The organism is Roseateles saccharophilus, from assembly GCF_031458095.1.
Classification (GTDB): domain Bacteria; phylum Pseudomonadota; class Gammaproteobacteria; order Burkholderiales; family Burkholderiaceae_C; genus Pelomonas; species Pelomonas saccharophila_A.
Window position 1 is genome coordinate 116,406 of the sequence record NZ_JAVDXU010000001.1, and the last position, 26,491, is coordinate 142,896.

At 67.5% G+C, this 26,491-nt stretch carries 28 protein-coding genes and 1 riboswitch; of the genes, 15 read left to right on the forward strand and 13 right to left on the reverse strand.

Annotated elements, in window-relative coordinates; all coding sequences use genetic code 11:
* Positions 1 to 12: 12 nt before the first annotated feature.
* Positions 13 to 918: an SDR family oxidoreductase gene (locus J2X20_RS00390; protein ID WP_310259194.1), complete on the forward strand. Its 906-nt coding sequence runs from the start codon at positions 13 to 15 to the stop codon at positions 916 to 918.
* Here the strand turns inward: J2X20_RS00390 and J2X20_RS00395 are convergent.
* From J2X20_RS00395 to J2X20_RS00405, 3 genes are all read right to left on the reverse strand, one after another.
* Entirely contained in the window at positions 915 to 1,562 is a 648-nt protein-coding gene (locus J2X20_RS00395) for a CatA-like O-acetyltransferase (RefSeq protein WP_310259196.1), read from the reverse strand. The two genes, J2X20_RS00390 and J2X20_RS00395, sit on opposite strands and share 4 nt — an antisense overlap.
* Positions 1,563 to 1,654: 92 nt before the next feature.
* Positions 1,655 to 1,930: a hypothetical protein gene (locus J2X20_RS00400; protein ID WP_310259199.1), complete on the reverse strand. Its 276-nt coding sequence runs from the start codon at positions 1,928 to 1,930 to the stop codon at positions 1,655 to 1,657.
* 261 nt (positions 1,931 to 2,191) lie between these two features.
* Complete coding sequence (locus J2X20_RS00405) at positions 2,192 to 2,920, reverse strand: helix-turn-helix transcriptional regulator (RefSeq protein WP_310259203.1); 729 nt, start codon at positions 2,918 to 2,920, stop codon at positions 2,192 to 2,194.
* 86 nt (positions 2,921 to 3,006) lie between these two features.
* On the opposite strand from J2X20_RS00405, the gene J2X20_RS00410 reads away from it, so the two are divergent.
* Both J2X20_RS00410 and J2X20_RS00415 read left to right on the forward strand, forming a co-directional pair.
* Positions 3,007 to 3,423: a hypothetical protein gene (locus tag J2X20_RS00410; protein ID WP_310259207.1), complete on the forward strand. Its 417-nt coding sequence runs from the start codon at positions 3,007 to 3,009 to the stop codon at positions 3,421 to 3,423.
* Positions 3,424 to 3,491: 68 nt separating this feature from the next.
* Entirely contained in the window at positions 3,492 to 4,037 is a 546-nt protein-coding gene (locus tag J2X20_RS00415; RefSeq protein ID WP_310259210.1) for a PaaI family thioesterase, read from the forward strand.
* On the opposite strand, the gene J2X20_RS00420 is transcribed toward J2X20_RS00415, so the two are convergent.
* Genes J2X20_RS00420 through edd form a run of 3 tightly spaced genes read right to left on the reverse strand, consistent with a single transcriptional unit; the run spans position 4,034 to position 7,039 of the window.
* Entirely contained in the window at positions 4,034 to 4,579 is a 546-nt protein-coding gene (locus J2X20_RS00420) for an MOSC domain-containing protein (RefSeq protein ID WP_310259213.1), read from the reverse strand. The genes J2X20_RS00415 and J2X20_RS00420 overlap by 4 nt on opposite strands.
* Positions 4,576 to 5,199: a bifunctional 4-hydroxy-2-oxoglutarate aldolase/2-dehydro-3-deoxy-phosphogluconate aldolase gene (eda, locus tag J2X20_RS00425; RefSeq protein WP_310259217.1), complete on the reverse strand. Its 624-nt coding sequence runs from the start codon at positions 5,197 to 5,199 to the stop codon at positions 4,576 to 4,578. Before eda ends, J2X20_RS00420 begins: the two co-directional genes overlap by 4 nt.
* A 10-nt stretch (positions 5,200 to 5,209) precedes the next feature.
* Positions 5,210 to 7,039 carry a phosphogluconate dehydratase gene (gene edd / locus J2X20_RS00430; RefSeq protein ID WP_310259222.1) on the reverse strand — a complete coding sequence of 610 codons (1,830 nt, stop codon included), beginning with the start codon at positions 7,037 to 7,039 and terminating at the stop codon, positions 5,210 to 5,212.
* Positions 7,040 to 7,142: 103 nt separating this feature from the next.
* Here edd and J2X20_RS00435 point away from each other — a divergent pair, with 103 nt between their 5' ends.
* Positions 7,143 to 7,766, forward strand: a complete 624-nt coding sequence (locus J2X20_RS00435; RefSeq protein WP_310259225.1) for a gamma-glutamylcyclotransferase — start codon at positions 7,143 to 7,145, stop codon at positions 7,764 to 7,766.
* On the opposite strand, the gene J2X20_RS00440 is transcribed toward J2X20_RS00435, so the two are convergent.
* Positions 7,767 to 8,375: a nucleotidyltransferase family protein gene (locus J2X20_RS00440; RefSeq protein WP_310259228.1), complete on the reverse strand. Its 609-nt coding sequence runs from the start codon at positions 8,373 to 8,375 to the stop codon at positions 7,767 to 7,769.
* A 134-nt stretch (positions 8,376 to 8,509) separates the two neighbouring features.
* On the opposite strand from J2X20_RS00440, the gene pdxH reads away from it, so the two are divergent.
* Positions 8,510 to 9,145, forward strand: coding sequence for a pyridoxamine 5'-phosphate oxidase (gene pdxH / locus J2X20_RS00445; RefSeq protein WP_310259230.1), 636 nt, complete (start codon positions 8,510 to 8,512; stop codon positions 9,143 to 9,145).
* Here pdxH and J2X20_RS00450 read toward each other — a convergent pair.
* The 5 genes from J2X20_RS00450 to J2X20_RS00470 form a co-directional block, all read right to left on the reverse strand.
* Positions 9,142 to 9,627 (reverse strand): DUF3299 domain-containing protein, encoded by a 486-nt coding sequence (locus J2X20_RS00450; RefSeq protein WP_310259233.1) that lies wholly within the window; start codon positions 9,625 to 9,627, stop codon positions 9,142 to 9,144. The two genes, pdxH and J2X20_RS00450, sit on opposite strands and share 4 nt — an antisense overlap.
* Positions 9,628 to 9,650: 23 nt before the next feature.
* Complete coding sequence (locus J2X20_RS00455; protein WP_310259236.1) at positions 9,651 to 10,838, reverse strand: FtsX-like permease family protein; 1,188 nt, start codon at positions 10,836 to 10,838, stop codon at positions 9,651 to 9,653.
* Positions 10,835 to 11,539, reverse strand: coding sequence for an ABC transporter ATP-binding protein (locus J2X20_RS00460; RefSeq protein ID WP_310259239.1), 705 nt, complete (start codon positions 11,537 to 11,539; stop codon positions 10,835 to 10,837). Before J2X20_RS00460 ends, J2X20_RS00455 begins: the two co-directional genes overlap by 4 nt.
* Positions 11,539 to 12,075 (reverse strand): peptide-methionine (S)-S-oxide reductase MsrA, encoded by a 537-nt coding sequence (gene msrA, locus J2X20_RS00465; RefSeq protein ID WP_310259242.1) that lies wholly within the window; start codon positions 12,073 to 12,075, stop codon positions 11,539 to 11,541. Before msrA ends, J2X20_RS00460 begins: the two co-directional genes overlap by 1 nt.
* 138 nt (positions 12,076 to 12,213) lie before the next feature.
* Complete coding sequence (locus tag J2X20_RS00470; protein WP_310259243.1) at positions 12,214 to 15,672, reverse strand: DUF748 domain-containing protein; 3,459 nt, start codon at positions 15,670 to 15,672, stop codon at positions 12,214 to 12,216.
* Between the two features lie 27 nt (positions 15,673 to 15,699).
* Here J2X20_RS00470 and J2X20_RS00475 point away from each other — a divergent pair, with 27 nt between their 5' ends.
* The gene (locus tag J2X20_RS00475) at positions 15,700 to 16,491 is read left to right on the forward strand and encodes a YdcF family protein (RefSeq protein WP_310259245.1); all 792 of its coding nucleotides are present in this window, start codon (positions 15,700 to 15,702) and stop codon (positions 16,489 to 16,491) included.
* Positions 16,492 to 16,643: 152 nt separating this feature from the next.
* On the opposite strand, the gene ubiD is transcribed toward J2X20_RS00475, so the two are convergent.
* Positions 16,644 to 18,182, reverse strand: coding sequence for a 4-hydroxy-3-polyprenylbenzoate decarboxylase (gene ubiD / locus J2X20_RS00480; protein ID WP_310259247.1), 1,539 nt, complete (start codon positions 18,180 to 18,182; stop codon positions 16,644 to 16,646).
* Positions 18,183 to 18,401: 219 nt separating this feature from the next.
* Between ubiD and J2X20_RS00485 the strand changes: the two genes are divergently transcribed.
* From J2X20_RS00485 to J2X20_RS00525, 9 genes are all read left to right on the forward strand, one after another.
* Positions 18,402 to 19,253: a lytic transglycosylase domain-containing protein gene (locus J2X20_RS00485; protein ID WP_310259249.1), complete on the forward strand. Its 852-nt coding sequence runs from the start codon at positions 18,402 to 18,404 to the stop codon at positions 19,251 to 19,253.
* Between the two features lie 21 nt (positions 19,254 to 19,274).
* A riboswitch (ZMP/ZTP riboswitch) is annotated at positions 19,275 to 19,387 on the forward strand.
* A 57-nt stretch (positions 19,388 to 19,444) separates the two neighbouring features.
* A complete protein-coding gene (glyA, locus tag J2X20_RS00490) occupies positions 19,445 to 20,698 on the forward strand; it encodes a serine hydroxymethyltransferase (RefSeq protein WP_310259252.1) in 1,254 nt (417 codons plus the stop codon).
* A gap of 9 nt (positions 20,699 to 20,707) precedes the next feature.
* On the forward strand, positions 20,708 to 21,151 hold the full coding sequence (gene nrdR, locus J2X20_RS00495) for a transcriptional regulator NrdR (RefSeq protein ID WP_119046304.1): 444 nt from the start codon (positions 20,708 to 20,710) through the stop codon (positions 21,149 to 21,151).
* A 149-nt stretch (positions 21,152 to 21,300) separates the two neighbouring features.
* On the forward strand, positions 21,301 to 21,852 hold the full coding sequence (locus J2X20_RS00500; RefSeq protein WP_310259258.1) for a GspH/FimT family pseudopilin: 552 nt from the start codon (positions 21,301 to 21,303) through the stop codon (positions 21,850 to 21,852).
* Positions 21,853 to 21,953: 101 nt separating this feature from the next.
* Positions 21,954 to 22,427 (forward strand): type IV pilin protein, encoded by a 474-nt coding sequence (locus J2X20_RS00505; RefSeq protein ID WP_310259260.1) that lies wholly within the window; start codon positions 21,954 to 21,956, stop codon positions 22,425 to 22,427.
* A 2-nt stretch (positions 22,428 to 22,429) separates the two neighbouring features.
* Positions 22,430 to 23,032, forward strand: a complete 603-nt coding sequence (locus J2X20_RS00510) for a pilus assembly FimT family protein (RefSeq protein WP_310259262.1) — start codon at positions 22,430 to 22,432, stop codon at positions 23,030 to 23,032.
* Positions 23,033 to 23,044: 12 nt separating this feature from the next.
* Positions 23,045 to 23,785 (forward strand): PilW family protein, encoded by a 741-nt coding sequence (locus J2X20_RS00515; RefSeq protein ID WP_310259265.1) that lies wholly within the window; start codon positions 23,045 to 23,047, stop codon positions 23,783 to 23,785.
* The gene (locus J2X20_RS00520) at positions 23,782 to 25,125 is read left to right on the forward strand and encodes a PilX N-terminal domain-containing pilus assembly protein (RefSeq protein ID WP_310259267.1); all 1,344 of its coding nucleotides are present in this window, start codon (positions 23,782 to 23,784) and stop codon (positions 25,123 to 25,125) included. Before J2X20_RS00515 ends, J2X20_RS00520 begins: the two co-directional genes overlap by 4 nt.
* Before the next feature lie 11 nt (positions 25,126 to 25,136).
* Positions 25,137 to 26,465 carry a prepilin-type N-terminal cleavage/methylation domain-containing protein gene (locus tag J2X20_RS00525; protein ID WP_310259271.1) on the forward strand — a complete coding sequence of 443 codons (1,329 nt, stop codon included), beginning with the start codon at positions 25,137 to 25,139 and terminating at the stop codon, positions 26,463 to 26,465.
* Positions 26,466 to 26,491 lie beyond the last annotated feature (26 nt).

The window sequence follows — 26,491 nt, forward strand, 5'->3', positions numbered from 1 at the left end:
AAGGAGACTTCCATGGACAAGACCTTGGCCGGAAAAGTGGCCCTGGTGGCCGGCGCGACGCGCGGCGCGGGCCGCGGCATCGCGGTGGCCCTGGGTGAAGCGGGCGCGACGGTCTATTGCACCGGGCGCAGCACGCAGGAGAGGCGTTCAGAAATGGACCGGCCCGAGACCATCGAGGAGACCGCGGCCCTCGTCAGCGCCGCGGGCGGCCAGGGCATCGCGGTGCGCGTCGACCATCTGGTGCCCGATGAAGTGCGCGAGCTCGTCGCCCGCATCGAACGTGAGCAAGGCGCCCTGCACATCCTCGTCAACGACATCTTCGGCGCCACCCGCATCGAATGGGGCAAGACGGTCTGGGAGTCGGACCTGGAGTTCGGCCTGCACAGCCTGCGCCTGGCCATAGACACGCATGCCATCACCAGCCATTTCGCCATCCCGCTGCTGCTGAAGACGCCGGGCGGCCTGGTGATCGAGATCAATGACGGCACCGAGGCATACAACGGCACGCGCTACCGCAACTCCTTCTTCTACGACCTCAGCAAGGCCGCCGTGCTGCGCATGGGTTTCGCACTCGGTCATGAACTGAAGTCGCGCGGCGCGACAGGCCTGTCCTTGACACCGGGCTGGCTGCGTTCCGAGGCCATGCTGGAGGCCTTTGGCGTGCGCGAGGACAACTGGCGCGAGGCCATCGCCCGCGTGCCCGGCTTCGCGATCGCCGAGAGCCCGGCCTTTGTCGGACGCGCTGTTGTCGCGCTGGCCAGCGACCCCGAGGTGGCGCGCTGGAGCGGCCAGTCGCTGTCCAGTGGCCAGCTCGCCCGCGTCTACGGCTTCACCGACCTCGACGGCAGCCAGCCCGATGCCTGGCGCCATATGCTGGACAGCGAAAAGGGCGAGGTCGACGTGGCCGCCTACCGCTAGATCGCGTCCAGCTGCGCCTGCAGCTGTTCGAAGAAGCGGCCGACATGCACGCCATCGCACAGCGCATGGTGCACGTCGACGGCCACCGGCATCAGCAGCCGGCCGCCCTCCTCCTTGAAGCGGCCAAAGGCCACCTTGGGCCGGTCGTCCCCCTGGCCGCGCGCATGCGTGAAGGCGGTGAAGGCAATCCAGGGCAAGGCCGTCATGTGCACCAGGGTCTCCTCGCGCACATCGCCGGGCTCGTCGGCGGCGAACAGATCGCCGCTGGCCTGGCGCACGCGCTCGAGGTTGGGCCTGGCGCGCGCCGCAAAAGCCGCCAGCGAAGCATCGCGAGGCAGCGTGAGGAAGCCGAAGCTGGCGTCGTCGCGCAGCACCGTCGTGCTGGCATGGATGACGGCGAACTCGCGCACGCCGCTGCCGTCGGCCTTCAGGGTCTGGCGCATGGCGTCTATGCCATTGGCCGCCTCCAGGGCGGCATGGTGATAGGCCAGCCAGGGCGTCGCTCCATGGGCGGCAGCGCGCTCGCGCAGGCCGGTCACGTCGACTGGGGCCGTGATGCTGAAGGCCGGCTGGGCCATGCGGCGGAAATGTTCGAGGGCGGCGCGGCGCGGCCAGGCGTCCAGAGGGATGTCGCGGTCTTGCATACAGGCCACATGCTCGCACGGCACCGGCGAACAAAAAAAGAGCCCGGCCTGCCGAGGCAGTGGGCTCCAAGGAGTTGAAGGTTGTTTGCGCGTCAGTCGCTCAGCTCGCCGGCCTGGGTCGGGCGCATGCCGAAGTCGTAGAGGGCGCGTTGCAGTTCCTCGGCGCGGTCCTCGCCCAGATCGGCGAAGAGGCGGTTGTTGGGCGTGCTGCGGATCTGGCCGATCTGGTTGTAGCCCAGCGTCTTGGCATAGGCCAGGGTGCGAGACGTCAGCGGCAGGCAGTCGAGGGGCGCCTGATCGGCGAGGCTCAAAAGCCGGGCGTAGGTTTCTGCGGAGATGGACACGGTGCCGTGACTGCTGGAGGGCATCGAGGGGGGTGTTGGACGCGGCGGCTTCAGAAGGAGCGGGGAGCGGAGTTCGTTGTCTGGAACTGGTCACCCAGGATTTCTGTCGCCGCAGGCATGGCGTGAGTCGATCAGCCGCCGGTGCGCGGTAGTCCGAAAATTTCTAGCAGCAGATCAATGATGGACATGGGGAGCTCCTGGGAGACGGGGCTGAAGTTCGCTTGCCCGGACTGTCTCCGTTTTCACCCCCCTAGAAACCTAGCAAGTCTGCTAGGTTGTGCGACGTCAGAGGATGCCCGCCGCCACGCACTTGAGCACCGCCTGGTGCTTGGAATTGACCTCCAGCTTGCGCATCGCGTTGCCCAGATGGAAGTTCACGGTCTTCTCGCTCATGCCCAGGATGACGCTGACCTCCCAGGCCGTCTTGCCCTGGGCCGTCCAGCTCAGCACATCCAGCTCACGCTTGGTGAGCTTGGGCATGTCACCCTTGTTGAGCTTGGGGCTGAGCAGCCGGTCGGCTGCGGTCAGCGCATGGGCCGCCAGAAGTTGCAGGCCTGCCACCATTGGCATCAGTTGCGCCCCTGAGGCAGGCAGGGCTTCTTCGCGGTCCACGCCGAGCAGGAAATGCTTGTCGCCGGGCAGATGCAGCTTCACGGCGATGCCGGTCTTGTAACCATAGGGGGCCTGGGTTTCCCACAGCTCGCCGACGCCCGCGTCGACATAGGTCCCCTGGTCATAGACGACGGGGATGGAGTCCGTCATCAGCCGCGTCATGACCGGGTCGCGCCTGGCGTCGCCCAGGTCCCGGGCGGCCTGCAGATAGGCATCGGGCGTGTTGCCCAGGGAGGTGATCTGCACATCGGCGTCCTGCAGGCGGCCACGGATCAGCGCGCCGGTAATCATGGAGAACCCCAAGGCATTCGCCGTCTCGACGAGGCGGCGCTCGAAGACCTCGAAGTCTTCGCTCAGACCGACGTCGATCAACTGCTGGTAATTCATTTCGGGCTTGCCCATACCTGCCAAGTCTGCCAGCTTGTTCCGCCCCGGCGCTGACCAGAGACTGCGCTCCCGTTCGAATCACACGACCGCGAGGTGCTGTTATGCCGACCTTGATCCAACTGCCCGAAGGCAGCGTCTGCTGGCCCGTTGCCGCCCTCTCCAGCGCTGCCCAGGACGTCAGGCACGCCCAGACCCATGTGCACCGCTCGCGCGGCGGCGAGGGCCGCCTCGGCGGCTCCACGCGCTGGGAACGCTGCTATGCCGACAGCTGCGCCTGGGTGGAGTGGGACTGGGTCAGCATGGGGGATGGCGCCGTCGCCCAGGCCGACCCCCTCAATGTGCGCTCCAATGTGTTGCTGCTGGATGACCGCGGCCGCCCGCTGTTGTCGTCGCGCCGGCGCGCCACGCTGGCCACCCTGGTCTATCTGCTGCCCTGGCAGGGCCCGGTGCTGGACAAGCTGCGCAGCTCCGAACTGCTGCACCGCGCCGCCGTGCCTATGCAGCGCCTGGCGGCCTGAACCCGGGCGACAGCGCAAGGCTTCGGCTTTGCGCAGAATCGGCGGCTTCATCGCTCGAAGCCGCTGACATGACTTCTTCCTCTCCCGACGACATCCTCAGCCAATGGCAGGCCGACGAGGCCGCGCTGCGTGCCCGCCAGCAACTGCAGACCGGTCTGGCCTCGCGCGAGATGCTGGCCGGCAAGACGGGGCTGCAGCAGATGCAGGCCATGATCGACGGCCTGGCGCCGCGACCGCCCATCAGCGAGACGCTGGACTTCCTGCTGATCGCGGTCGAGGACGGCCGGGCCATCTTCCAGGGCCGGCCGCAGTTCAAGCACTACAACCCGCTGGGCAGCGTGCATGGCGGCTGGTTCGCGACCCTGCTGGACTCGGCCCTGGGCTGCTCGGTGCACACGACGCTGCCCATGGGCCGCGGCTACACGACGCTGGAGTTCAAGGTCAATCTCGTGCGCGGCCTGAGTGACAAGGTGCCGCTGGTACGCGCCATCGGCCATGTGGTGCACCGCGGCCGCCAGGTGACGACGGCCGAGGCCGAGCTCGTCGGCCATGACGGCAAGCTCTACGCGCATGCGACGACGACCTGCCTGCTGTTCGATCCGCCGTCGGCCTAGACGCGTTCCAGCCTGAGGTGCGGCAGTGGCGGCAGCCGCACGGTGATGGCGTCGCCCGGCTTCACGACGCCGCCGGCCAGCACGATGCTCATGACGCCCGCCTTGCGCACGACCCCACCATCGGCATCGTGGCCGACGACGGCTTTCAGCAGGCCGGCCTCGAAGTTCTCGATCTGCGGGCAGGGATTGCGCAGGCCGGTCACGCGCAGCACGACGTCGGCGCCGATGTGCAGCTCGGTGTCACGCGGCAGGGCCAGCAGGTCGATGCCGCGCGTCGTGAGGTTCTCGCCCATCCCACCCGGTTGCACGCCAAAGCCCTGGGCGGCGAGCTCGTCGAAGAGCTCGCCCTGGATCAGATGCACCTGGCGCAGATTGGGCTGGGTCGGGTCCACCGCCACGCGCGAGCGGTGCTTGACCGTCACGCCGCAATGGGCATCGCCTTCGACGCCCTGCCCTTCGATGAGGCGCAGCTGATCCCTCGCAAACTTGGAGAAGCTGTGCGTCGCGCTGGACCAGACCTGCGTGACGACAGCCGCCGTCATGCGCGCAGGGCGGCGGCCTCGGCGGCCAGCTTGGTGATGCGGGCCCAGTCCTTGGCGTCGACCGCGTCCTGAGGCGTCAGCCAGGAGCCGCCGCAGACCTTGACATTGGGCAGCTTCAGGAAGTCCGGCGCGGTCTGCAGGGAGATGCCGCCGGTGGGGCAGAAGGCCACGTCCGGGAAGGGGCCGCTCAGGGCCTTCAGCAGGTTCACGCCGCCCACGGCGGTGGCGGGGAACAGCTTCAGGAAGCCGAAGCCGGCCGAGTTGGCCTGCATGACTTCAGAGGCTGTCGACACGCCCGGCAGCAGCGGCAGGCCCTCGGCCTTGCAGGCGGCGGCCAACGCATCGGTGTAGCCGGGGCTGACGCCGAACTGGCAGCCGGCGTTCCTGGCGTTCAGCACATCCTGCGGCGTGCGCAGCGTGCCGGCACCGACGATGGCGCCGGGCACCTTGGCCATGGCTTCCATGGCCTGCAGGGCGACGGGAGTGCGCAGCGTCACCTCGAGCACCTTGACGCCACCGGCCACCAGGGCCTCGGCCAGCGGCACGGCGTCTTCCAGGCGCTGGATGACGATGACGGGGATGACGGGGCCGTGGCTGGCCAGGCTCAGGGTTTCAAGCATCTCTGAATTCTCACAGCCAGGTGATGGCGCCTTCCTCGGCGCTCAGGACATTGCGGCGCAAGCCGGCAAAGAGCTCGCGGCCCAGGCCGTGGCCATTGACGTCGGCTTCGGCGGGGTCGAGGGTCACGGCCTCGCGCGCCGCCCAATCGGCCTCATCGACCAGTGCCGCCAATACGCCGTTGACGGCGCAGACGCGCACCACGTCGCCATCGCGCAGCTTGGCCAGCGGGCCGCCGGCCAGGGCCTCGGGGCTGACGTGGATGGCGGCCGGCACCTTGCCGGATGCACCGCTCATGCGGCCGTCGGTGACCAGGGCGACGCGGAAGCCCTTGCCCTGCAGCACGGCCAGCGGCGGCGTCAGCTTGTGCAGCTCGGGCATGCCGTTGGCATGCGGCCCCTGGAAGCGCACGACGACGACGACATCCTTCTCCAGCTCGCCGTTCTTGAACGCGGTCAGCATGGCTTCCTGCGTCGTGAAGATGCGGCAGGGGGCCTCGATGGTGTGGCGGTCCTCAGGCACGGCCGAGGACTTGATGACGGCGCGGCCCAGGTTGCCATCCAGCAGCTTGAGGCCGCCGGTGGCGCTGAAAGGCGCGGCGGCCGTGCGCACCACGCCGTCGTCGCCGCTGGCGGCCGGCAGGGCTTCGCGGATGACTTCCCCGCCCTGACCCACCGCGCGCGGCACAAAGCCATAGGGGCGCAGGCTGTCGCCGGCGACGCTGAGGACGTCCTCATGCATCAGGCCGGCGCCCATCAGCTCGCGGATGACGAAGCCCGGGCCGCCGGCGGCCTGGAACTGGTTCACGTCGGCGCTGCCGTTGGGGTAGACGCGGGCCAGCAGCGGCACGACGGCGGACAGGTCGGAGAAGTCCGTCCAGTTGATCAGGATGCCGGCCGAGCGCGCCACGGCGACCCAGTGGATGAGGTGGTTGGTCGAGCCGCCGGTGGCCAGCAGGGCCACCATGGCGTTGACGATGCAGCGCTCGTCGACGAGGTGGCCGATGGGCTTGGCGGCCTTGCCTTCGATGCGGCCGCTGATGTTGAGCGCCGTGGCGACGGCCTCGCGCGTCAGCGCCGTGCGCAGGTCGTCGTGCGGATGCACGAAGGCGCTGCCCGGCGTGTGCAGGCCCATGGCCTCCAGCAGCATCTGGTTGCTGTTGGCCGTGCCGTAGAAGGTGCAGGTGCCGGCGCCGTGATAGGCGGCGGACTCGCTCTTCAGCAACTCGTCGCGGCCGACCTTGCCCTGGGCATAGAGCTCGCGGACCTTGGCCTTGTCGCTGTTGGAGATGCCCGAGCTCATCGGGCCCGCCGGCACGAAGACGCAGGGCAGATGGCCGAAATGCAGGGCGCCGATCAGCAGGCCCGGCACGATCTTGTCGCAGATGCCCAGCAGCAGGGCAGCATCGAAGACGTCATGGGTCAGCGCGATGGCGGTGCCCATGGCAATGGTGTCGCGCGAGAACAGGCTCAACTCCATGCCGGGCAGGCCCTGGGTCACGCCATCGCACATGGCCGGCACGCCGCCGGCGACCTGCACGGTGGCGCCCAGGCGATGGGCCTCGGCGCGGATCTGCTCCGGGTAGCCCTCATAGGGCTGGTGGGCCGACAGCATGTCGTTGTAGGCCGTGACAACGCCCAGATGGGGCGCCTTCTCGGCGACGATGCGCAGCTTGTCGTTGGCTGGCAGGGCCGCAACGGCGTGGGCGACATTGGCGCAACCCATGCGCTCGAAGCCGCGCTGGCGGCCGCTGAGCTTGGCGATGCGGGCGAGGTAGTCGCCCCGCAGCTTGGCACTGCGTTCGCGGATGCGTTCTGTAACTTGATCGAGTGTGGCGTGCATGCGGGTCTCCTGTGGCTCTCGTAACTGGCCCTTTGGAAATTAGGTAACCATATTACTTCGCTCCCGGGCCGAGCGGGTTACGGGCTGGGTACGATGGAGGGTGATGGCTTCACAGGCAATCAACATTCCTCACGGGCCGGCACGCAGCGCCCATCTGCTGCAGAGAACGGCCGCCGAATGGCGGGCCAGCGGCGACGATCTGCTGCTGTTTGCCTATGGCTCGCTGATCTGGCGCCCCGAATTCGAGTATGCCGAGGCCTTGCAGGCCAAGGTGCTGGGCTTTCACCGCGTGCTGCGCATGCGTTCGCGCGTGAACCGCGGCTCGCCGCAGCAGCCGGGCCTGGTACTGGCCCTGATCTCGGGAGGCAGCTGCCGCGGCCTGGTCTATCGCATCCCGCGTGCCATCGGCGAGGAGGTGCTGCTGCGCTTGTGGGCCCGCGAGATGCCCAATGGCGTCTATGAGCCGCGCTGGCTGAATTGCGACACGGCTTCGGGCCGGCTGCGGGCCCTGGCCTTCACGCTGTCGCGCCAGAGCCCCAACTGGACCGGACCGCTGCACGAGCCCGAGTTGCTGCACATCTTCCAGCACGCCAGCGGCCGCTACGGCACGACGCTGGACTATCTGCTGCGCACCGTACAGGGTTTGCGCGAGCACGGGATCCGGGACATGGAATTGGAGCGCCAGGCCCACCTGGCCGCGCAGCACGGGCTGTGCGCGCCGCTTTGACTAGTTTTTGAGCCGCGCCAGGTCTTCGGCGGTATCGACGTCGATGTGCACGCCGGGGTCGTCGACGGCGATGGGCTGTGCCGCATAGCGCGCCACGATGCGCCGCGCGCCCTCGTCGCCCTGCAGGGCCATCAGCTCGGAATAAAGCTCGGTGCCAAAGCCCACCGGATGGCCCTGGATGCCGCGGTACTGCGCGTAGCAGACGGGATAGCGCTCCAGGCCTTCGGCCACGGCCATGATGGTGTTGGGCTGCACGAACGGCATGTCGGCCGGCAGGATGAGCCAGCCATCGGCGTCGCCGGTCGCGCTGACGCCGGCCACGATGGAATGGCCCATGCCTATGGGCTGGGGCCGGCCCAGGGCATCGCGCTCGGGCAGGGTCACGACGTCGCGTGCGGCGATCAGCTTGTGCACGGCCGGCGCCAGGGCGGGTGTCGTCACGACGACGACGGGCAGCTGGGTGGCAATCGCGTGGCGCAGGGTGCGCGCCAGCATGGTGTCTCCGCCGGGCGCGCTGCCCAGGTGCTGCTCAAGCTTGTGGCCCGAGCCGCGAAAGCGTGAGCCGCGTCCTGCGGCCAGCACGACGACGGCGGGGCGTCGTTTCATCATTCGTTGGTCGTCCTTGGAAAACTGCTGCCGCAACGGGCATGAAGCCCTTTGCTGCGGTGCCACAAGCATGCCGAGTGACCTTGCTCTTGAAACTGGGAGGTTCACTTAAGGGAAGGTCTGCATACTTCGGCCCCATGAGCAAGCTGAGTGAATTCCGAAAGAGCTACGAACTAGGGGAGCTGGACGAGGCGCAGGCCGCCGATGGGCCGCTCGCCCTCTTCAATCGCTGGATGGACGAGGCCATTGCCCACGATGTGTCCGAGCCCACGGCCATGACGGTGGCGACCGTCGGCGCCGACCAGCGGCCCTCGACGCGCGTCGTGCTGCTGAAGGGCTGCGATGCCCGCGGCATGGTCTGGTTCACCAATTACGAAAGCCGCAAAGGTGAGGAGTTAGCAGGCAATCCTTTTGCGGCCCTGCAATTCCACTGGGTGGAGATGGAGCGCGTGGTGCGCATCGAGGGCCGCGTCGAAAAGACCTCCAGCCAGGAGTCGGACGAGTATTTCAAGAGCCGGCCGCTGGATTCGCGCCTCGGTGCCTGGGCCTCGCCGCAGAGCCGCGTCATCTCCTCGCGCGCCGTGCTGGTGGCCAATGCGGCCAAGGCGGCCGTCCAGCATGGGCTCAACCCCGACCGTCCGCCGCATTGGGGCGGCTACCGCCTGGTGCCGGACCGCTATGAGTTCTGGCAGGGGCGCCGTTCGCGCCTGCACGACCGGCTGGTGTTCACGCGTGACGCCGACCGCTGGATCAGGGAGCGGCTCGCGCCCTAGTTGACGGCGTTGCCGTCTTCGACGCGGTAGTAGAGGCCGTAGGGATCGTCCATCAGCACGGCCAACTGGCCTTCGACGACGACCGGCTCCAGCGTGTAGCGCACCGGCTTCTTCGTGCGCACTTCCACCAGGCCTTCCGGGCCGGCCGGCACGCAGAAGGAGCAGGTGGTCGGCACCGAGGACAGCAGGAAGTGTTGCTGCTTGTCGCCGGCTTCCAGCGGCATCATGAAGCCCTGCACCTTGACCGTCTTGCGGTCCAGGGCCTGCACGGCGGCCGGGAAGGTCGGCACGATCTTTTTCTTCTCGGCCTTGGCCGTGACCTGGGACAGCAGCTTCCAGGACAGGATGTCGGCGCGTTCTTCCAGCGGCTTGAAGGGGCTGCGCGGGTCGTGGAAGCCTGGGCCCTGGCCGATGGAGGGCGCGGTCTGGGCGAACACGGCCGCGGCGGCCAGGCAGAGAACGAGAAGGGGCTTGAACTTCATGATGGTGGGATTGTCGTCCTTGCTCAGCGCGGAGCTTGCAGCAGGGTTGTGACATCCAGCCGGTAGGCCCGCCAGGCCGGCCAGGCGGCGGCCACGAGGGCCAGGCCGCCGGCCAGAGCGGGCACCAGCCACTCCGCATCGCTCCAGCCCAGGGGCCCCAGGCGCAAGGATTGGCGCTCGGCCAGCAGGCGCTCCAGGACGGCGACCAAGCCATGGCCGGCGGCCAGGCCCAGCGCGGCAGCCAGAGCCGCCAGCAGCAGGGCCTCCAGGGCGATCAGCGTGGCCACGCGCCGCGCCGGTGCACCCAGCATGCGCAGCATGGCCAGATCGCCCTGGCGGGCCCGCACCGCATGCAGCAGCGCCACCCAGACCGACAGCCCGGCCGCCACCAGCAGCACGATGCCAAAGCCGCGCAGCACCTCGGTGCCGGCACCCACCAGCCGCATCAGCCGCGCCGTCTCCAGGGCCGGCGCGGCCGACTGCAGGCCGTCCTGGGCATTGACCCAGCGCGGCAGCATGACGGCCGCCAGCGGGCTGCGGTAGCGCACCAGGGCCAGCGTGATCTCACGCTTGTCGTCGTCGCCGGCCTCGCCGGCATGGTGTTCCTCGTGCACCTCCCAGACCGAGGCCAGGTCAGTCAGCACCAGGCGGTCCAGCACACTGCCCGATTCGGCCAGCACGCCGACGACCTCGAACTGGTGGTCGCCATGCGCACCACCGCCCTCGGCCAGGCCATGCCTGCCCGCAAAGCGGTCGCCGAGCTTGAGCCCGCTGACGCGTGCGACCTCGGCGCCGAGCACGGCCTGCATGGGCTTGACCCACAAGGCACCCTGCCCCAGCTTGCCGCCATAGAGGTCGAGATAGTCCGGCGTCGTGCCGGCGATGCGGTAGCCGCGGAAGGAGTCCCCCAGGGAAAGCGGCACGGCCTGGGCCACCAGGGGTTGCTGCTTCAGCAGCTCCAGCGTCGCCAGCGGGATATTGCCGGTCGGCGCATCGAGGTGGAAGACGCCGGCCAGCATGATCTGCATGGGGCTGCCCTTGGCGCCGACGACGAGGTCGATGCTGGCGAGGTCGCGCCTGAGCCCGGCCTCGACCTGGGCGCTGGCGCGCAGCACAAAGGTCATGGCGGCAAGGCCCAGGGTCAGCAACAGCAGATTCAGCGCCGTGGTCAGCGGGCTGGACCAGAGATAGCGCCAGGCCAGGCGAATCATCGCGTCACCCCACTGGACCAGAAGGTCGTCGGGTCCGACGACGCGTCGCCGGCCTGCCCGGGCAGCACCAGCTCGGCCACGTCATCCCGCTCACCCAGCGCGTCGATGACGCGGCTGTCGTGGCTGGCGATGATCAGCGTGCAATCCTCGCGCTCGGCCGTGGTCAGCAGCAGGGCCAGCATGTGCAGCGCGTGCTCGTCGTCCAGGCTGGCGGTGGGCTCATCGGCCAACAGCAGGCCGGGGCGGCGCATCAGCGCCCGAGCAAGGGCCACACGCTGGGCCTGGCCGACGCTGAGCTGGTGGGGTCGGCGTCCGGCAAATTCGGTGAGGCCCAGCGCTCCGAGCAACTCGGCCGCACGTTCGCGGTCGACACCCTGCCCTGCCGCCAGCGCCGGCAGCGCGAGGTTCTCCGCCACCGTCAGCGCTTCGCTCAAATGCAGGCGCTGCGGCACGACGCCCAACGTCGCACCGCGCCAGGCATCCAGCTCACGCGGGCTCATGCCCTGCAACTCCGCGCCGGCGACGATCAGCTCACCCTGCTGCACGCGCAGCAGGCCGGCCAGCAGGGCCAGCAAGGTCGACTTTCCCGAACCCGAGGCCCCACGCAGCAGCAGATGCCGCCCCGGGGCGAGCGCGAAATCGGCATAGGCGATCTCAGCGCCGCCGGCATAGCGATGACGCAGGCCGCCCCAGGCCAGCATCACTTGACCAGGCGCTTGAAGCTGGCCAGGAACTTCTCCACCTTGCCGGCGACGACGAAGGCGCAATAGCCCTGGTCCGGATTGCGGGCGTAGTAGTGCTGGTGGTAGGCCTCGGCCGGGTGGTAGTTGGTCTCGGGCAGCAACTCGGTCACGGCGCGGCCGGCGTGGTGGTCGTTGACCTCCTTCAGCACTTCAGCCGCCAGCTGCCTCTGCGCCTCGGTATGCCAGTAGATGCCGGAGCGGTATTGGGTGCCGACATCGGCGCCCTGGCGGTTCAGCGTCGTCGGGTCGTGGATGGTGAAGAAGACTTCGAGCAGCTCGCGCAGCGAGACCTCGGCCGGGTCGAAATCGATGCGCACCACCTCGGCGAAACCGGTGTTGCCGCCGCAGACGGCCTCATAGGTGGGCTTGGCGCCCTGGCCGTTGCTGTAGCCGTTCTCGACGTGGTGGACGCCGCGCACGCGCTCGTAGACGGCCTCCAGGCACCAGAAGCAGCCGCCCCCAAGGGTGATGCGTTCAAGATTGGGCTGGGTCATCGCTTAACTCCATCATTCGTTTTACGGCCGGACGAGACGCGGACGAGTGCCTTACCCAGCGGCCGCCGTGGATCTGGCTTTGCCAGGCCACCAGCGGCGCCCCCTTGAGGGGGCTCGCGAAGCGAGTAGGGGGTGGGCTCATTGCGCGGCAAGGGAAAGTTCAACATGGGGGCGCCAGGTCTCGTCGCAACCCTGGTCGCAGAGCTTGGGGGCGGCGAGGAAGACGCGGGCGTTGGGCGCGCCGCGGGCCAGCAGGGCGTCGCGCACGGCGGTAGCGCGGGCCACGGCGAGCTGGCGCAGCGCCTCGTCGTCGATGGCATAGCTGCCCATCAACAGGCCGCGCATCTGCGCCGGCGGCAGATCCTTGGCCAGGCCGATCAGGTTCTTGGGTTTGTTGGGCAGCTTGGTGGCGTCGTACAGGCGCTTGAGGGCCGCATCGGGTGAGGCCGCGTTCTCTGCCTTCAGCGCACTGGCCAGGCGTTGCTCGCGCAGGGCCTGGCCCTCGGCGGCGATGCCGGCCCAGCCCGTCAGCGTCAGCTGCACGCCAGGCTTGTCGATGAGCAGCTTGGCGATGCGGTCGAGCTTGGCCACATCGCCCAGCTCGGTGCCGCCGGGCGCAAAGGCGATCTGGGCCTCCTCGGGGGCGTCGCTGCCGCTGAAGAGGGCAAAGGGCGAGGTCAAGGCCTTGCCGATGAGGTTCAGGAAGAGCCGCCAGACCAGACCGCCGACGCTGAAATCGGGATCGTTCAGCGAGCCGCTGACCGGCAGGTTGATGTCGATGACGCCATTGCCGTCCTTCAACAGAGCGACGGCAAAGCGCACCGGCAGCGAGGTTGCGTCGGGGCTGTCGACGCGCTCGCCAAAGGTCAGCTGGTTCAGGATGATCTGGTTGCTGGCCACGAGCTGGCCGCCGGGTTCGACCTTGTAGCGCAGCTTGGTGGACAGCTTGCCGCGCTCGATGGCGTAGCCGGCGTATTTGGCGGCATAGGGCGACAGCGGCACCAGTTCGATGTCGGTCGCGTTGGCCGCGATGTCCATGGCCAGCGGCGCGCCAGGCTTGAGCTGGCCGTCGATCTCCAGCAGGCCGGTGCCGGCGACCTTGCCCTTCAGCGTCAGCGGCGCCATTGCGGTACTCGTCGACGAGAAGGCGCCCAGGGACCCCTGCAGCTCGGTCAGGCGGGCGCTGTAGTTGGGTTTCACGAAGCGGTCGTTGAAGTCGACGATGCCGCGGTTGACGCGGATGCGTTCGGCGGCGAACTCGGCAGGCGGCGCCGACGCAGGGGAAGCCGGCGCAGCCGCCGCTTCGGCGGGGCCGATGTCGCGCAGATTGAAACGACCCTGGTCGCTGACGATCAATCGCGCGTACACGTCGTCCAGCAGCGCGTCCTTCACAGCCAGCTTGGGCGGCGCGCCGGGCGCCAGGGCGAGCTTGAGGCCGTCCAGCTGCAGGGCCTGCCAGCTCAGCAGGTCTTCGCCGACGACGCGCTGGCCATCGACGACACGCGTCTGCAGCAGGGCCAGCGGCCCGACGCGCACATCGCCACCAACGCTGGCCGTCCAAGCATTGCCGGCTTGCTGGGCCGTGACTTCGGCCTTGAGCCCTAGCTCGGCGCGCTGCAGCTGCAGGCCCCAGGCGGGGTCGAGATAGGCGTTGAGCAGATGCAATGGCAGGGCCTTGGCCTGCACCGTGCCGGTGGCCGACAGCGGCGCCAAGCCGAACTTGCCGTTCCACTGCAGGCTGCCCGCGCTGGCGGCCATGGGCTGGTCATTCGCGCCCAGGGCAGCGAGCTGGGCGGTGACCTGGGCCTGCACCGGCGCGGTGGTCGGCCAGCTCAGTGCAGCCAATTGCAGGCGCAGCGGCTCGACAGCCAGGGCCACCGGCGGCACACCCGCCGGCACGGCGGCGTCCTGCCAGCGCAGCGCGCCGCGTTCGACGTTCAGCGCAGCCAACTGCAGCTTCCAGACCGGGCCGGCGGCAGAGGCGGCGCTGTCGGGCGGCATCAGCCCGGCGATATTGAGGCGGCCACCGGCTTCGCGGGCCAGCTGGGCGCGCGGGGCGTCCAGCGTCAGCGTGCCCAGGGTGATGGTGTGGGCAGCGGGTTCGATACCGGCCTTGTCGAGCTGGGCCGAGGCCAGGGTCACAAGCTTGGGCGCACCGGGCAGGCCGAGCCTGGCGTCATTGACGCGCAGCTCCGCAAGGCTGAGCTGCAGACGATCGGCAGCGCCTTCGGCCAGCGGGTTCTTGATGCTGAGCCCGGCCTTGGTGGACACGCCGGCCGTCAGCCTGGCGCCACCCGGCAGCGGCAGCCAGTCGGCCACGCGCTCGAGGGCGAGGCCCGTCAATTCGGCATCGGCCTGCAGCAGTTCGGGTGCCAGCTGGGCCTTGGCCGTCAGCGTGGCCTGGTCCAGGCGCAGGCTGACATCGAGCCGGGCGGGCGCCTTCAGGGGCCAGGCCGTAGCGCCGAGCTTGAGCTGGACGGCCTCCAGGGCGAGGTCCTTGTTGACGTTGAAGCGGCCCTCCCTGACCTCCAGCCCGGCCAGGCTGAACTGCCAGGGTGTCGCCGCTGGCGTGGAAGCTTCGGCCGACGCCTTGGGCAAGGGGCGCAGCCAGGCATGGGGCGATTCCAGCAGGATGGCGCCAAAGCCAAGCTGGCGCCGCAGTGGCTGCACGTCGGCCAGCGGCAGGCTGAGCTTCTTGAAGCCCAGCAGGGGCTGGCCATCGGGCTGGTTCAAGGCCAGCTCATGCAACTGGACCAGGCCGCTGAGCTTCACGCCCGGCGGTTGCTTGGGACGCTCGGCAAAGTCCAGGGCCAGGTCGACATCGAGCTTGCCGCCAGCCACTCGCACCGGCGCGCTGGCGGGCACATAGGCCGCCAGCGTCTCGAGATCCAGACCGGCGAACTTGAAGGACAGGCGCGCGCTGACGTCCTCGTCGAAGGGCAAAGCCTCGCCGCGGCTGTCGAAGGCGACGCCGTCGAGCTTGCCGCTCAGATGCGGCTGCACCTTGACCTTGACGTCGGCCGGCAGCGTCGACATGAAGGGCAGGGCCAGGTGCAGGCCGGCCAGTTCGTGCTTGCGTTGCACGGGGCGGTCGTCGAAGACCACCCGACCGTCGGCCAGCTCGATGTTGTAGACGGCGAATTCGGGATCGGGCTCGTCCGTCGCGCCCGGCTTGGCGGCGAAGCGCTGGATCAGGTCGTCGATGTCGTAGCGGCCCTCGGCCACGCGGGCCACACGCAGCTCGGGCTGGGTCAGGGCCAGGGACTCGATGACGGCCCGGCCGCGCAGCAGGGAGCGCAGCGACAGGGCGGCGTCCATCTTCTTCAGCTTGAACAGGGGCGGCTGCTTCGGCTCAGCGCCGGCAATGCTCAGGCCTTCGACGACCAGGGCCAGGCGCCAGGGCTGGAAACTGGCCTCCTCGATGCTGACCGGCCGGCCCAGGGCCTCGGTCGCCAGGGCCGCGCCGCGGCCGGTGACCCAGCCCGGCAGGGCCAGCGTCACGATGAGCAGCAGCAGCGTGACCAAGGCCGAAAGGGCGGCCAAAGTCCAAAGGGTGATGCGGAGGGGGGAGCGGGCAGCAGTCGTCACGGCAGACACATTATTGATGTCGGCGATGATGATGCCGTGAGCTTCTCCCTCGACTATTCAGGCTTCAAGACGGTGCTGCTCGCGGCCGCCCTCCCCCCTGTTCCCCTGCTGCTGCTGGCAGCATGGGGTGGCTGGCGTCTGCGGCGGGGGCCACGCCTGGGTGGGCTGCTGCTCGGCCTGGGTCTGATGGGGGTCTGGCTGTCGGCCACCGAGGCCGGTGGCGAGCTGCTGAGCCGGGCCGCGGGCCGGCCGGCAGTCCTCAAGCCGCACCAGATCGACGCCCTGCGCGGCCGCAGCGATGGTGCCGTGCTGGTGCTGGGTGGTGGCGTGAAGCGCCATGCGCCGGAGTTCGACGCCGGGGCCCCCGCGCGCATGACGGCCGAGCGCCTGGCCTATGGCGTCTGGGCCGCACGGCGCAGCGGCTGGCCGCTGGCTTTCTCGGGTGGCATCGGCTGGACGGCCACCGAGCTGGAGCAGCCCGAGGCGGAGATCATTGCCCGCGTGGCCGCCGAGGACTACGGCCTGCCGCTGCGCTGGGCCGAGGCCAGTTCGCGCGATACGCGGGAAAACGCCGCCCATACCCTGCCCTTGCTGGCGAGGGCGGGCGTGAAGCAAGTCGTGCTGGTCACGCATGAGGCCCATATGCGCCGCGCCATGCGCGCCTTCGAAGCCGAGGCAGCGCCGCTGGGGATCCGGCTGCTGCCGGCACCCGTGGGCCTGCGCGACGATGCGTTGAGCAGCTTCGACGACTGGTGCCCCAGCGTCGAAGGCTTTGCGCGCGTGCGCTATATCGTCTACGAAACCCTGGCCTGGTGGGCAGGACGCTAGAAATAGAAACCCCGCCGGGCTTGAAGGCCGGGCGGGGTGGATGGCTATGCCACCTTGGGGCTCCACGGCGATTTGCCGAAGGGCTCCTGGCGCGCAAGGGATTGCGCCAGAGGTTGCGCCTGAATAGGCAACTCAACAGTAGGCGAGTGCCTTCAGGGCTTCAAGAAGAGTTGCCCGAATAGCGCCTCGGCACGCTTTGTGACCTCGGGCGGCAGGGTGATGCCGCGGCCCCATTCACGGCTGGTCTCACCGGGCCATTTGTTGGTGGCGTCCAGCCCCATCTTGCCGCCCAGCCCGCTGACGGGCGAGGCGAAGTCGAGATAGTCGATGGGCGTGTTGTCCACCAGCGTGGTGTCGCGCACCGGGTCCATGCGGGTTGTGATGGCCCAGATCACTTCCTGCCAGTTGCGCGTGTCGATGTCGTCGTCCACGACGACGATGAACTTGGTGTACATGAACTGGCGCAGAAAGCTCCAGATGCCGAACATCAGCCGCTTGGCATGGCCCGGGTAGGCCTTCTTGATCGACACGACGGCCATGCGGTAGCTGCAGCCTTCAGGCGGCAGGTAGAAGTCGACGATCTCCGGAAACTGCTTCTGCAGGATGGGCACGAAGACCTCGTTGAGGGCCACGCCGAGGATGGCGGGCTCGTCCGGCGGCTTGCCGGTGTAGGTCGAGTGGTAGATCGGGTTGTTGCGCTGGGTCAGCCGCGTGACCTCGAAGACGGGGAACCAGTCCTGCTCGTTGTAATAGCCGGTGTGGTCGCCGAATGGCCCCTCCAGCGCATGCAGATAGCCACCCTTCTCCTTCAGTGGCACGCCGCGCTCGCTGGCCCCGGTGTAGCCGGGCGCTGCGGGGGGGATATGGCCTTCCAGCACGATCTCGGCCGAGGCCGGCGCCTGCAGCGGCCGCTCGCCGCCGACCCCGGTGTTGACCAGCTCGGTCCGCGAGCCGCGCAGCAGGCCGGCGAACTGGTACTCCGACAGGCTGTCTGGCACCGGCGTGACGGCGCCGAGGATAGTGGCCGGGTCGGCGCCCAAGGCCACGGCAATGGGAAACGGCTCGCCGGGATGGGTTAGAGAGAAGTCTCTGAAATCGAGCGCACCACCACGGTGCGCCAGCCAGCGCATGATGACCTGGCGGGGCGAAATCAGCTGCTGGCGGTAGATGCCGAGGTTCTGGCGAGTGCGCGTCGGGCCCCGGGTGATGACCAGACCCCACGTGATCAGGGGGGCTGCGTCGTCCGGCCAGCACTTTTGGATGGGCAGGCGGCCAAGGTCGATCTCGCTGCCCTCGAACACCTCTTCCTGGCAGGGCGCGCGGCGCTGCACGGCGGGCTTCATGTCCCACAACGCCTTGGCCATCTGCAACAGCTTGCCCGCGTCCTTCAGGCCCTTGGGCGGGTCGGGCTCCTTGAGGCTGGCGAGCACCCGCCCGACATCCCGCAAATCGGCCAGAGACTCAGCGCCCATGCCGAGTGCGACGCGACGCGTTGTCCCGAAAAGATTGGTCAAGGCGGGGGTGGAGTGGCCCTCGGGCGACTCGAACAGCAGGGCTGGTCCGCCGGCCCGCAGGACGCGGTCGCTGAGGGCCGTCATCTCCAGCACCGGCGAGACTTTTTCGCGCACGCGCTTGAGCTCTCCGAGGCCTTCCAAGCCGGCGATGAAGTCCCTCAGATCGCTATATTTCATAACCAAAAGTAGTTTTGAAGAGTCTAAACAGCCTTGACTGGTTATCTTCGACTCGTAAAATTCGCCGCTTCGGGTTTTTACTGAAACCCAACCGGCCGGGTCCTCCGGGCACAGAGATGCCACAGACCAAAGCAATCGGCCGGGAAATTATCACCGTCGCCCCACCCAGACCGCCTCACACCGAGGCAGCCTGAGGCGGGCCGCGACACAAGGAGTCGCATGACGACACGTCAAGACCTGTTCAGCCTGGCTCGCCACACGCGGGATTCGGCGTCGCTGTTCGTGAAGGACATCGGCAACGGCCTGCTCGTGGTCAGCCACAACACGCTGGCCCTCGTCGGGCTGGCCGTGGTGTCGGTGCTGCTGGTGTTCACGAGCCAGGCTGGCCTGCGCGAGAAGCTGGAATCCGCCACCCTGGGCTGGCTCAGCGCCCGCCAGGAAGCCCGCGCCGAAGCCGAGGGCAACACCCTGATGGCGGCTGCCGAGCCGGACGCCATCGCCCGCGCCACCGCCACTGATCCGCGCGAGCTGAGCCGCCAGCAGGCCGCTGTCGCCCACTGGCTGGCGCGCCGCTACAGCGTGGCCCCCGAGCCCATCAGCCGCCTCGTGCAGGAAGCCTGGGCCGTGGGCCAGCGCGCCAAGGTCGAACCGACTCTGATCCTGGCCATCATGGCCATCGAGTCGCGCTTCAATCCGTTTGCGCAGAGTTCCGTGGGCGCCCAGGGCCTGATGCAGGTCATGACCCGCGTTCATGACGACAAATACGAGGCCTTCGGCGGCACACTGGCGGCCTTCGACCCGGTCACCAATCTGCGCGTCGGCGTGCAGGTGCTCAAGGAGTGCATCCAGCGCGCCGGCGGCCTCGAGGAAGGCCTGCGCTATTACGTCGGCGCCGCCAACCTGGCTGAGGACACGGGCTATGCCGCTCGCGTGCTGTCCGAGCATGAAATGCTGAAGGCTGTCGCAGCGGGCCGTACCGTGCCGACGATGACGACCACCGTCCGCCCGGTGCGCGAAGCGGCCTCTGCCCCCTCGACCGGCGACTCCGCGCAAGTGGCTCTGCTGCGCTAGGCGCCGCCGCTGGCATACACTGGGTGTTCACGCGACTGGCGATCAGGGTCACGAGCTGACCCGAGGTGGGCCACCACCGGGGAGCGTGAGGCGGTTGTCCTAGCCGCTTTCAGCCGTTCGCCTGGGCAGCCTTGGCCTCACGCTCGCTCGTGGGCGCCGGGGATTCACCGCCTGACCTTCGGAACACCAGCATGTTTGACCGCAACACCTCCACCCTCGCCCTGGTCGACCCCGAGCTCTGGACCGCCGTCCAGAACGAGAACCGCCGCCAGGAAGACCACATCGAGCTGATCGCCAGCGAGAACTACACCTCGCCGGCCGTCATGCAGGCCCAGGGCAGCCAGCTGACCAACAAGTACGCCGAGGGCTACCCCGGCAAGCGCTATTACGGCGGCTGCGAGTACGTCGACGTGGTCGAGCAGCTCGCCATCGACCGCCTGAAGCAGCTTTTCGGCGCCGAGTACGCCAACGTGCAGCCCAACTCCGGCTCGCAGGCCAACCAGGGCGCCTTCTTCGCGCTGCTGCAGCCCGGCGACACCATCATGGGCATGAGCCTGGCCGAAGGCGGCCACCTGACCCACGGCATGGCCCTGAACATGAGCGGCAAGTGGTTCAACGTCATCTCCTACGGCCTGAACGCCAAGGAAGAGATCGACTACGACGCCATGGAAGCCCTGGCCCGCGAGAAGAAGCCCAAGCTCATCATCGCCGGCGCCTCCGCCTACTCGCTGCGCATCGACTTCGAGCGCTTCGGCAAGATCGCCAAGGAGATCGGCGCCTACTTCATGGTCGACATGGCCCATTACGCCGGCCTGATCGCCGCAGGCGTCTACCCCAATCCCCTGCCCCACGCCGACGTCGTCACGTCCACCACGCACAAGAGCCTGCGCGGCCCGCGCGGCGGCATCATCCTGACGAACAAGGAAGACATCGCCAAGAAGATCAACTCGGCGATCTTCCCCGGCATCCAGGGCGGCCCGCTGATGCACGTCATCGCCGGCAAGGCCGTGGCCTTCAAGGAAGCGCTGACGCCCGAGTTCAAGACCTACCAGGAGCAGGTCGTCAAGAACGCCAAGGTGCTGGCCGACACGCTGATCGAGCGCGGCCTGCGCATCGTCTCCGGCGGCACCGAGAGCCACGTCATGCTGGTGGACCTGCGCCCCAAGGGCCTGACCGGCAAGGAAGCCGAGGCCATCCTGGGCGCCGCCCACATGACCTGCAACAAGAACGGCATCCCCAACGACCCGCAGAAGCCCATGGTCACCAGCGGCATCCGCCTGGGCACGCCGGCCATGACGACGCGCGGCTTCAAGGAGGAGCAGGTTCGCCAGACGGCCCACCTGATCGCCGACGTGCTGGACAAGCCGCATGACGAGGCCAACCTGGCCGCCGTGCGCGAGAAGGTCGCCAAGCTGACGGCCGCCTTCCCCGTCTACCGCGGCTAGGCCGATCCCATGCGCTGCCCGTTCTGCTCTCACACCGAAACCCAGGTCGCCGAGACCCGGGAATCGGACGAGGGCGACGTCGTCCGGCGCCGGCGCCGCTGCCTGTCCTGCGACAAGCGCTTCACGACCTATGAGCGGCCGGACATCGCCCTGCCCTCGGTCGTCAAGAAGGACGGGCGACGCGCCGACTTCGACGCCTCCAAGCTGCGCGCCTCGATGCAGCTGGCCCTGCGCAAGCGACCGGTCAGCGTCGAGCAGATCGATGCAGCCATCAACCGCATCGAGGAAAAGCTGCTCGCCAGCGGCGCCCGCGAGATCGCGTCCACCCGCCTGGGCGAGCTGGTCATGCGTGAGCTCAAGCGCATCGACAAGGTCGCTTACGTGCGCTTTGCATCCGTCTATCGCAGTTTCGAGGACGTTGACGAGTTCCGCCAGCTGATCCGCGAGATCTGACCCCCTCGGGTTGACCCTATCCCCCGGCAGGGGGAGATGAGGGGGAGACGCCCTCCACCCTCCCCCATCGCTCCGCCCAAAGGAGGAAAGACGTCACGGTCGGCGCTTTCTAGAGTTCGTTCCATCAGCAACGAACCCAGGGAGCCGCCATGAACCGCATCGCCAACACCCGCCGCCAAAGCCGTGGGTTCACCCTTGTCGAACTCTGCACCAGCGTCGGCATCTGCGCCGCCCTGGTCGGCCAGGCCGTGCCCGCCATGGGCAAGCTGCGTCAGGAGCAAAAGCTGCGTGTCAGCGCGGAAGCCCTGGCCAGCGACCTGCGCTTGGCGCGCAGCGAGGCGGCCCGCCTGGGGGATTCGGTCTACTTCCGCATCAGCGGCCGGGGCGCCAATGCCTGCTATGTGATGTACATCGGCCGCAGGGATGACTGCGATTGCGCGGGTGGTCGGCCCGTCTGCCTGCGAGCCGGCAGCCAGATCATCAAGGCCGAATGGCTGCCGACGGGCCAGTCCCTGCGCCTCAGCAGCAATGCCGAGACCCTGCAATTCCAGCACCGCCAGGGCCTGGTCACCCAGACGGGCAGCATCGATCTCGGCCTGAGCGGCGGCCAGACCATCCGCCAGGTCGTCGCCATCACCGGGCGCGTGCGCAGCTGCTATGTGGGCACCCAAAAGGTCGGTGGCATGCCCCGGTGCGCCTGAGCGCCCCTCATTCGTGGTGGATGCCGACCAGCGGCGCAACTCGGCGGACAAGCGGCATTTGTAACAGCTGGTCACTGTGAACGACTGCCGAAAATCGGTCCATGCGCACCTGTTCACACCCGAGACACCTAGGCTTCTCCCTGATCGAGCTGATGGTCGCGCTCGTGGTGGCCGGCATCCTGGCCGCGATCGCTTACCCCGTCTACACGTCGCATGTGCAACGCGGCCGCCGTGCGGACGCCATCAACGCGTTGACGGCCGTCATGCAGGCGCAGGAACGCTATCGCGGCAACAACTCCGCCTATGCCTCGACGCTGACTGCCCTGAATGTCAACGTCTCGACGATCGCGCCCCTTTACAGCATCACCCTAGCGGGAATTGGCACGCCGGCCAGCTTTGCCTCCGGCTATATCGCGACGGCCGCTCCCGTCGCTGGCGGCAAGCAGGCTTCCGACGTGACTTGCAAGACCCTGGTCGTGACGCTGCAGGGTGCGACGCCCGACTATTCGGCGACCGGCGATCCGACCAACAGCGGGACCGACAGCGACACCACGGCGCAATGCTGGCCTCGATAGCCATGAAAAGACGTTTTCATACCCTCAAGGTCCGGGTAGCGGGGCTGACGCTGATTGAAATTCTGGTTGGGGTGGCCATTCTCGGCGTCATCGTGGCAGTGGCAGTCCCTTCGATGTCGGATTTGTTGGAAAGGCGCCGCGTTATCGCTGCCGCAGAAGAAGTGGCCGGCATATTGAATTACGCCAAGGCAGAAACCAATGCCACCAATTCCGAATTGGATGTGAATTTTCAGCCTGATTCAGCCATGAGCTGTGCGGTTGTGGCGCCGGCGGTAGGTTACAACCGATGCCAGTGCAACCGCACCCCGAGCACGGTATGCCAGAACTCGGGCGCAGTGGCGCTGCGTCTTTTTCAGCTGCCCAAGACCTATGTGAAATTCGAGGCTGCAGCGACCTGGGGAAGTCTGGCAAATCGCTACTACCTCAAGTTCAGCCGGGAACAATCGATCATCAAGATGGAAGATTTCCGAGTGAATGTGACGGGTTTGAAGAAGGGCTACAACTTGCGCGTCGAAGTCAACACCATCGGCCGCGTCAAGATCTGCAGCCCTTCGTCGGCTAACGCAATCACCGGGTATGGCGCTTGCACCCCTCTTTCGCCGTGATGGACAGAGTTCATGCAGTTAGAAAATAGTCGTGCCGGTCTCAGCAAAACCCAGAGAGGCTTGGGTCTTGTCGAGTTGATGGTGGGTATTACGGTCGGTTTGATCGTGACAGCCGGCGCAGCCATGGTCGCGACCCGGCAGATCAACGAGCACCGCCGGCTGATGCTGGAAGTGCAGATGCAGCAGGATTTGCGCATCGCTGCCGATTTGATCCAGCAAGATCTGAAGCGGGCCGGATATCGTGGCGGTTCACCGGAAAATGGCGTGTGGGAACCCGAGCGCGACGGTGGCGCCACCGCGGCCAAGGCGGCAGTTGCGAGTCCTTATTTCGCAGCTTCCAGCAATCAAGCGGGTAACGAGTTCTACTACCGGTATGCCAAGAAAGAGAACTTGACGAACACGGTGGCGAACGACGAAAAGTTCGGTATTCGTTGGGACCAAGCGGAACAGAAGCTCTATATCCAATTGGGGATGAAGGCCAACGGCACCGATCCCAACTGGCAGCCCATCACCGATCCTGACGTCGTCAAGATCGAGAACTTCACTTCGAATGTCGTGAAGCAGCAGATCTCGCTGGCCGATCTTTGCGATCCCACCATCAGTTGCGCAGGCGGCACTTGCCCCACCCTGGACGTCAGGCGGGTCGTGTTCACGATCACGGCCGTTGCCAGGGCCGACAGCAATGTCCGGCGGACTCTGACCGTCGGTGAAAAGCTGCGTGCAGACGAAATCAGCGGGGCCTGCCCGACATGAAGCCTACTCTTCGCACCTCTCCCAAGAGCCGGCAAGACGGCGCCGCCACGCTCGTCGTGGTCATGGTGCTTTTCCTTGTCATGGCCCTGCTCGCGGCCTATGCCAACCGCAGCCTGATGTTCGAGCAGCGCATCTCCGGCAGCTATTACCGGGCCAGCATGGCTCAGGAGATGGCGGAAGGCGGCATCGAGTGGACCGTGGCGATGTTGAACGGCACGGCCATCGATGACAGTTGTGCGGCAGTCAGCACGGGTGGGACGCGCTTCGTCGACAAATACCTGAACGTCTCGGCCGTGGATCGCGCCACCAACAGCAAGTTGTCGTCGACCACCGACATCGTTGCCGACTGCGCGCGGACCTCGACTGGCCTGGTCTGCCGTTGCCCGGCATCCGGTGGGCGGGTGACCCAGCCCAGCACGGCATCGACGGGCACCCTGATTCCGAGCGTCGGCATCGCCCTGGGCACCGATCCGGCGACACCCAGCGCCACGCGCTATGGAAATTTCCAGCTGGCCGCCAAAGGGTGCTCGGACAGCAGCGTCGACACCTGCGTCACGGGAGGCGTACAGACACGCAGTGCCCAGGCGGTGGCCATGTCCGAGCAAAAGGCATCGGTCGGCTTCATTGCGGCGGTGCCGTCGTCGCCAGCTGCGCCGCTGACGGTCAAAGGCACGCTGACAACCACAGGCGCCGGCGGCCTGGGCCTGCACAACAACGATCCCAAGTCGGGCGGCGTGTTGGTGGTTTCCGGCGGCGCGATCGCGCCGCTGGATGACACCCGCATGGACAGCGTGCCGGGCACGCCGCTCAGCCAGGCCCAGCTCTTCAACGATTCTGCACTGCAGGATCTTGTCGCCGCCGGCGCCGCTGGCGACAAGAAGTTCTTCCGGACCTTCATGGGCATGGTGCCGAGTCGCTACAAGGATCATCCGGCGGCACGCACCGTGACCTGCGCCGGGGGCGCGGGCTGCGAGACGGAACTGGTGAACGCCTATGCCGCCGGCAAGCGCATCGTGTGGGTCGAAGGCCCCATGGCCATCAGTTCCAACGTCGTCATTGGCACTGTCATGGCGCCCATGCTCATCATCGTGAATGGCGCCGTCACGATCAACGGGCCCATGCAGTTGAACGGCATGCTGGTGGTGCTCGGTCAACTGGACTGGACCAACAACGCGGCCGGCCTCTCTCAGGTCAATGGCATGGTGGTCGTGCAGGGCAACATGAACACGACAGGGCGCATGGACATCGTCTATCAGCAGTCCGTTGCCAGCGAACTGCGCAATCGCCTGGGTAGCTATGCCCGGATCTCCGGCGGCTGGATTGACGGCAACACGTTTTGAACATGCGCATCATGACGCCATCGCATCCTGACCGCAGCCCGTCGGCTTCTCGGCGCCAACGCGGTGTCACGCTGATCGAAGCCCTCGTCGCCTTGCTGGTGATGTCATTCGGCATGCTGGCTCTCGTCGGCCTGATGAGCAATCTGCGCCGCGGCAGCGACCTGGCCAAGCAGCGCAGCGAGGCCATGCGGATTGCGCGCGCCGATATCGCCGAAGCGAAGACCTTCGCTGAGTTGACCCGATCAGCGACGACGCCAACAGCATCCAAGGTCTATGACGGAATCAATGGCGGCACCCGCAGCGAGACGCCAGTGGACTCCAACACCACCTACACGGTGTCGCGCACGGTCTCGGCGCTTGCCAACGCTGAAGGCCTCGTGGTCCGCGTGAACGTGGGCTGGAGGGACCGCGCCGGCGATACACAGTTCATCAACCTGGATTCGGTCATCGCGAAGGTCGACCCCTTGTTCAGCGCCGCCATCGGCTTCGCGCCGCCTGCAGGTCCCGTCACCCTGCCGTCGGCCCGCAGCCCCGCCATCCCGGCAGGCGCCAAGCAACTGGACGGCAAGACCAGCGCCTTCATTCCCAGCAGCACCGCAACCCGGCTCTGGGTCTTCAACAATTTCACCGGCGTCATCACGGGCCTTTGCAACATCACGCCCGGCGTGTCGCTGTCGACGATCACCGCAGCCGACGTCGAAAGCTGCAAGAACAACACGATCGGCTATTTGCTCAGCGGCGTGATCCGCTTCTCCAACACCAACCCGGCCAATCCCAGCCAGCCCGAGGCCTTCGCCATCCCGATGACGAATCCAACCCTCGTCACCGGCAGCTACTCGCTTCCCCACCTTGACCCGGCGACGCAGCAGCCCCAGATCAGCGGCGGCGCCATGGTGCTGGACAGCTTCACGGCCACACCGCCCACGGTGGCTTCCGCAGGGAACCTGCCCGAGTGTTTCCAGGATGCGCCCGCCACGTCGCCGAGTACCCAGCCCTTCGTCACCTACAACTGCATCGTCTACCCCGACACCGCGACCCGATACTGGTCGGGCAAGCTCGAACTGACGGGGCTCACCATCGGCACGACGGCATCCGAATACAAGGTCTGCCGCTACAGCGCCGACTACAACGGCAGCGGCGGCATGTTCACGGCGGATTGGAAGGCGCTGGAGAACGAGGAGCATCCGGCGGTCTATGGCCGGGTCGGCACCTCGCTGGCGCGCCAGAACTTCCTGGTCGTGCGCGGCAATGTCAGCTGCCCCACGGCACCCGGGGTCGATCCGAGCGCTGGCGTGTTCGCCAACTACTCGACCGTCCAGTTGCAGCCCTCCAGCCCCTAGTCCGGGCGTCGGGCCGCTCTAGACTG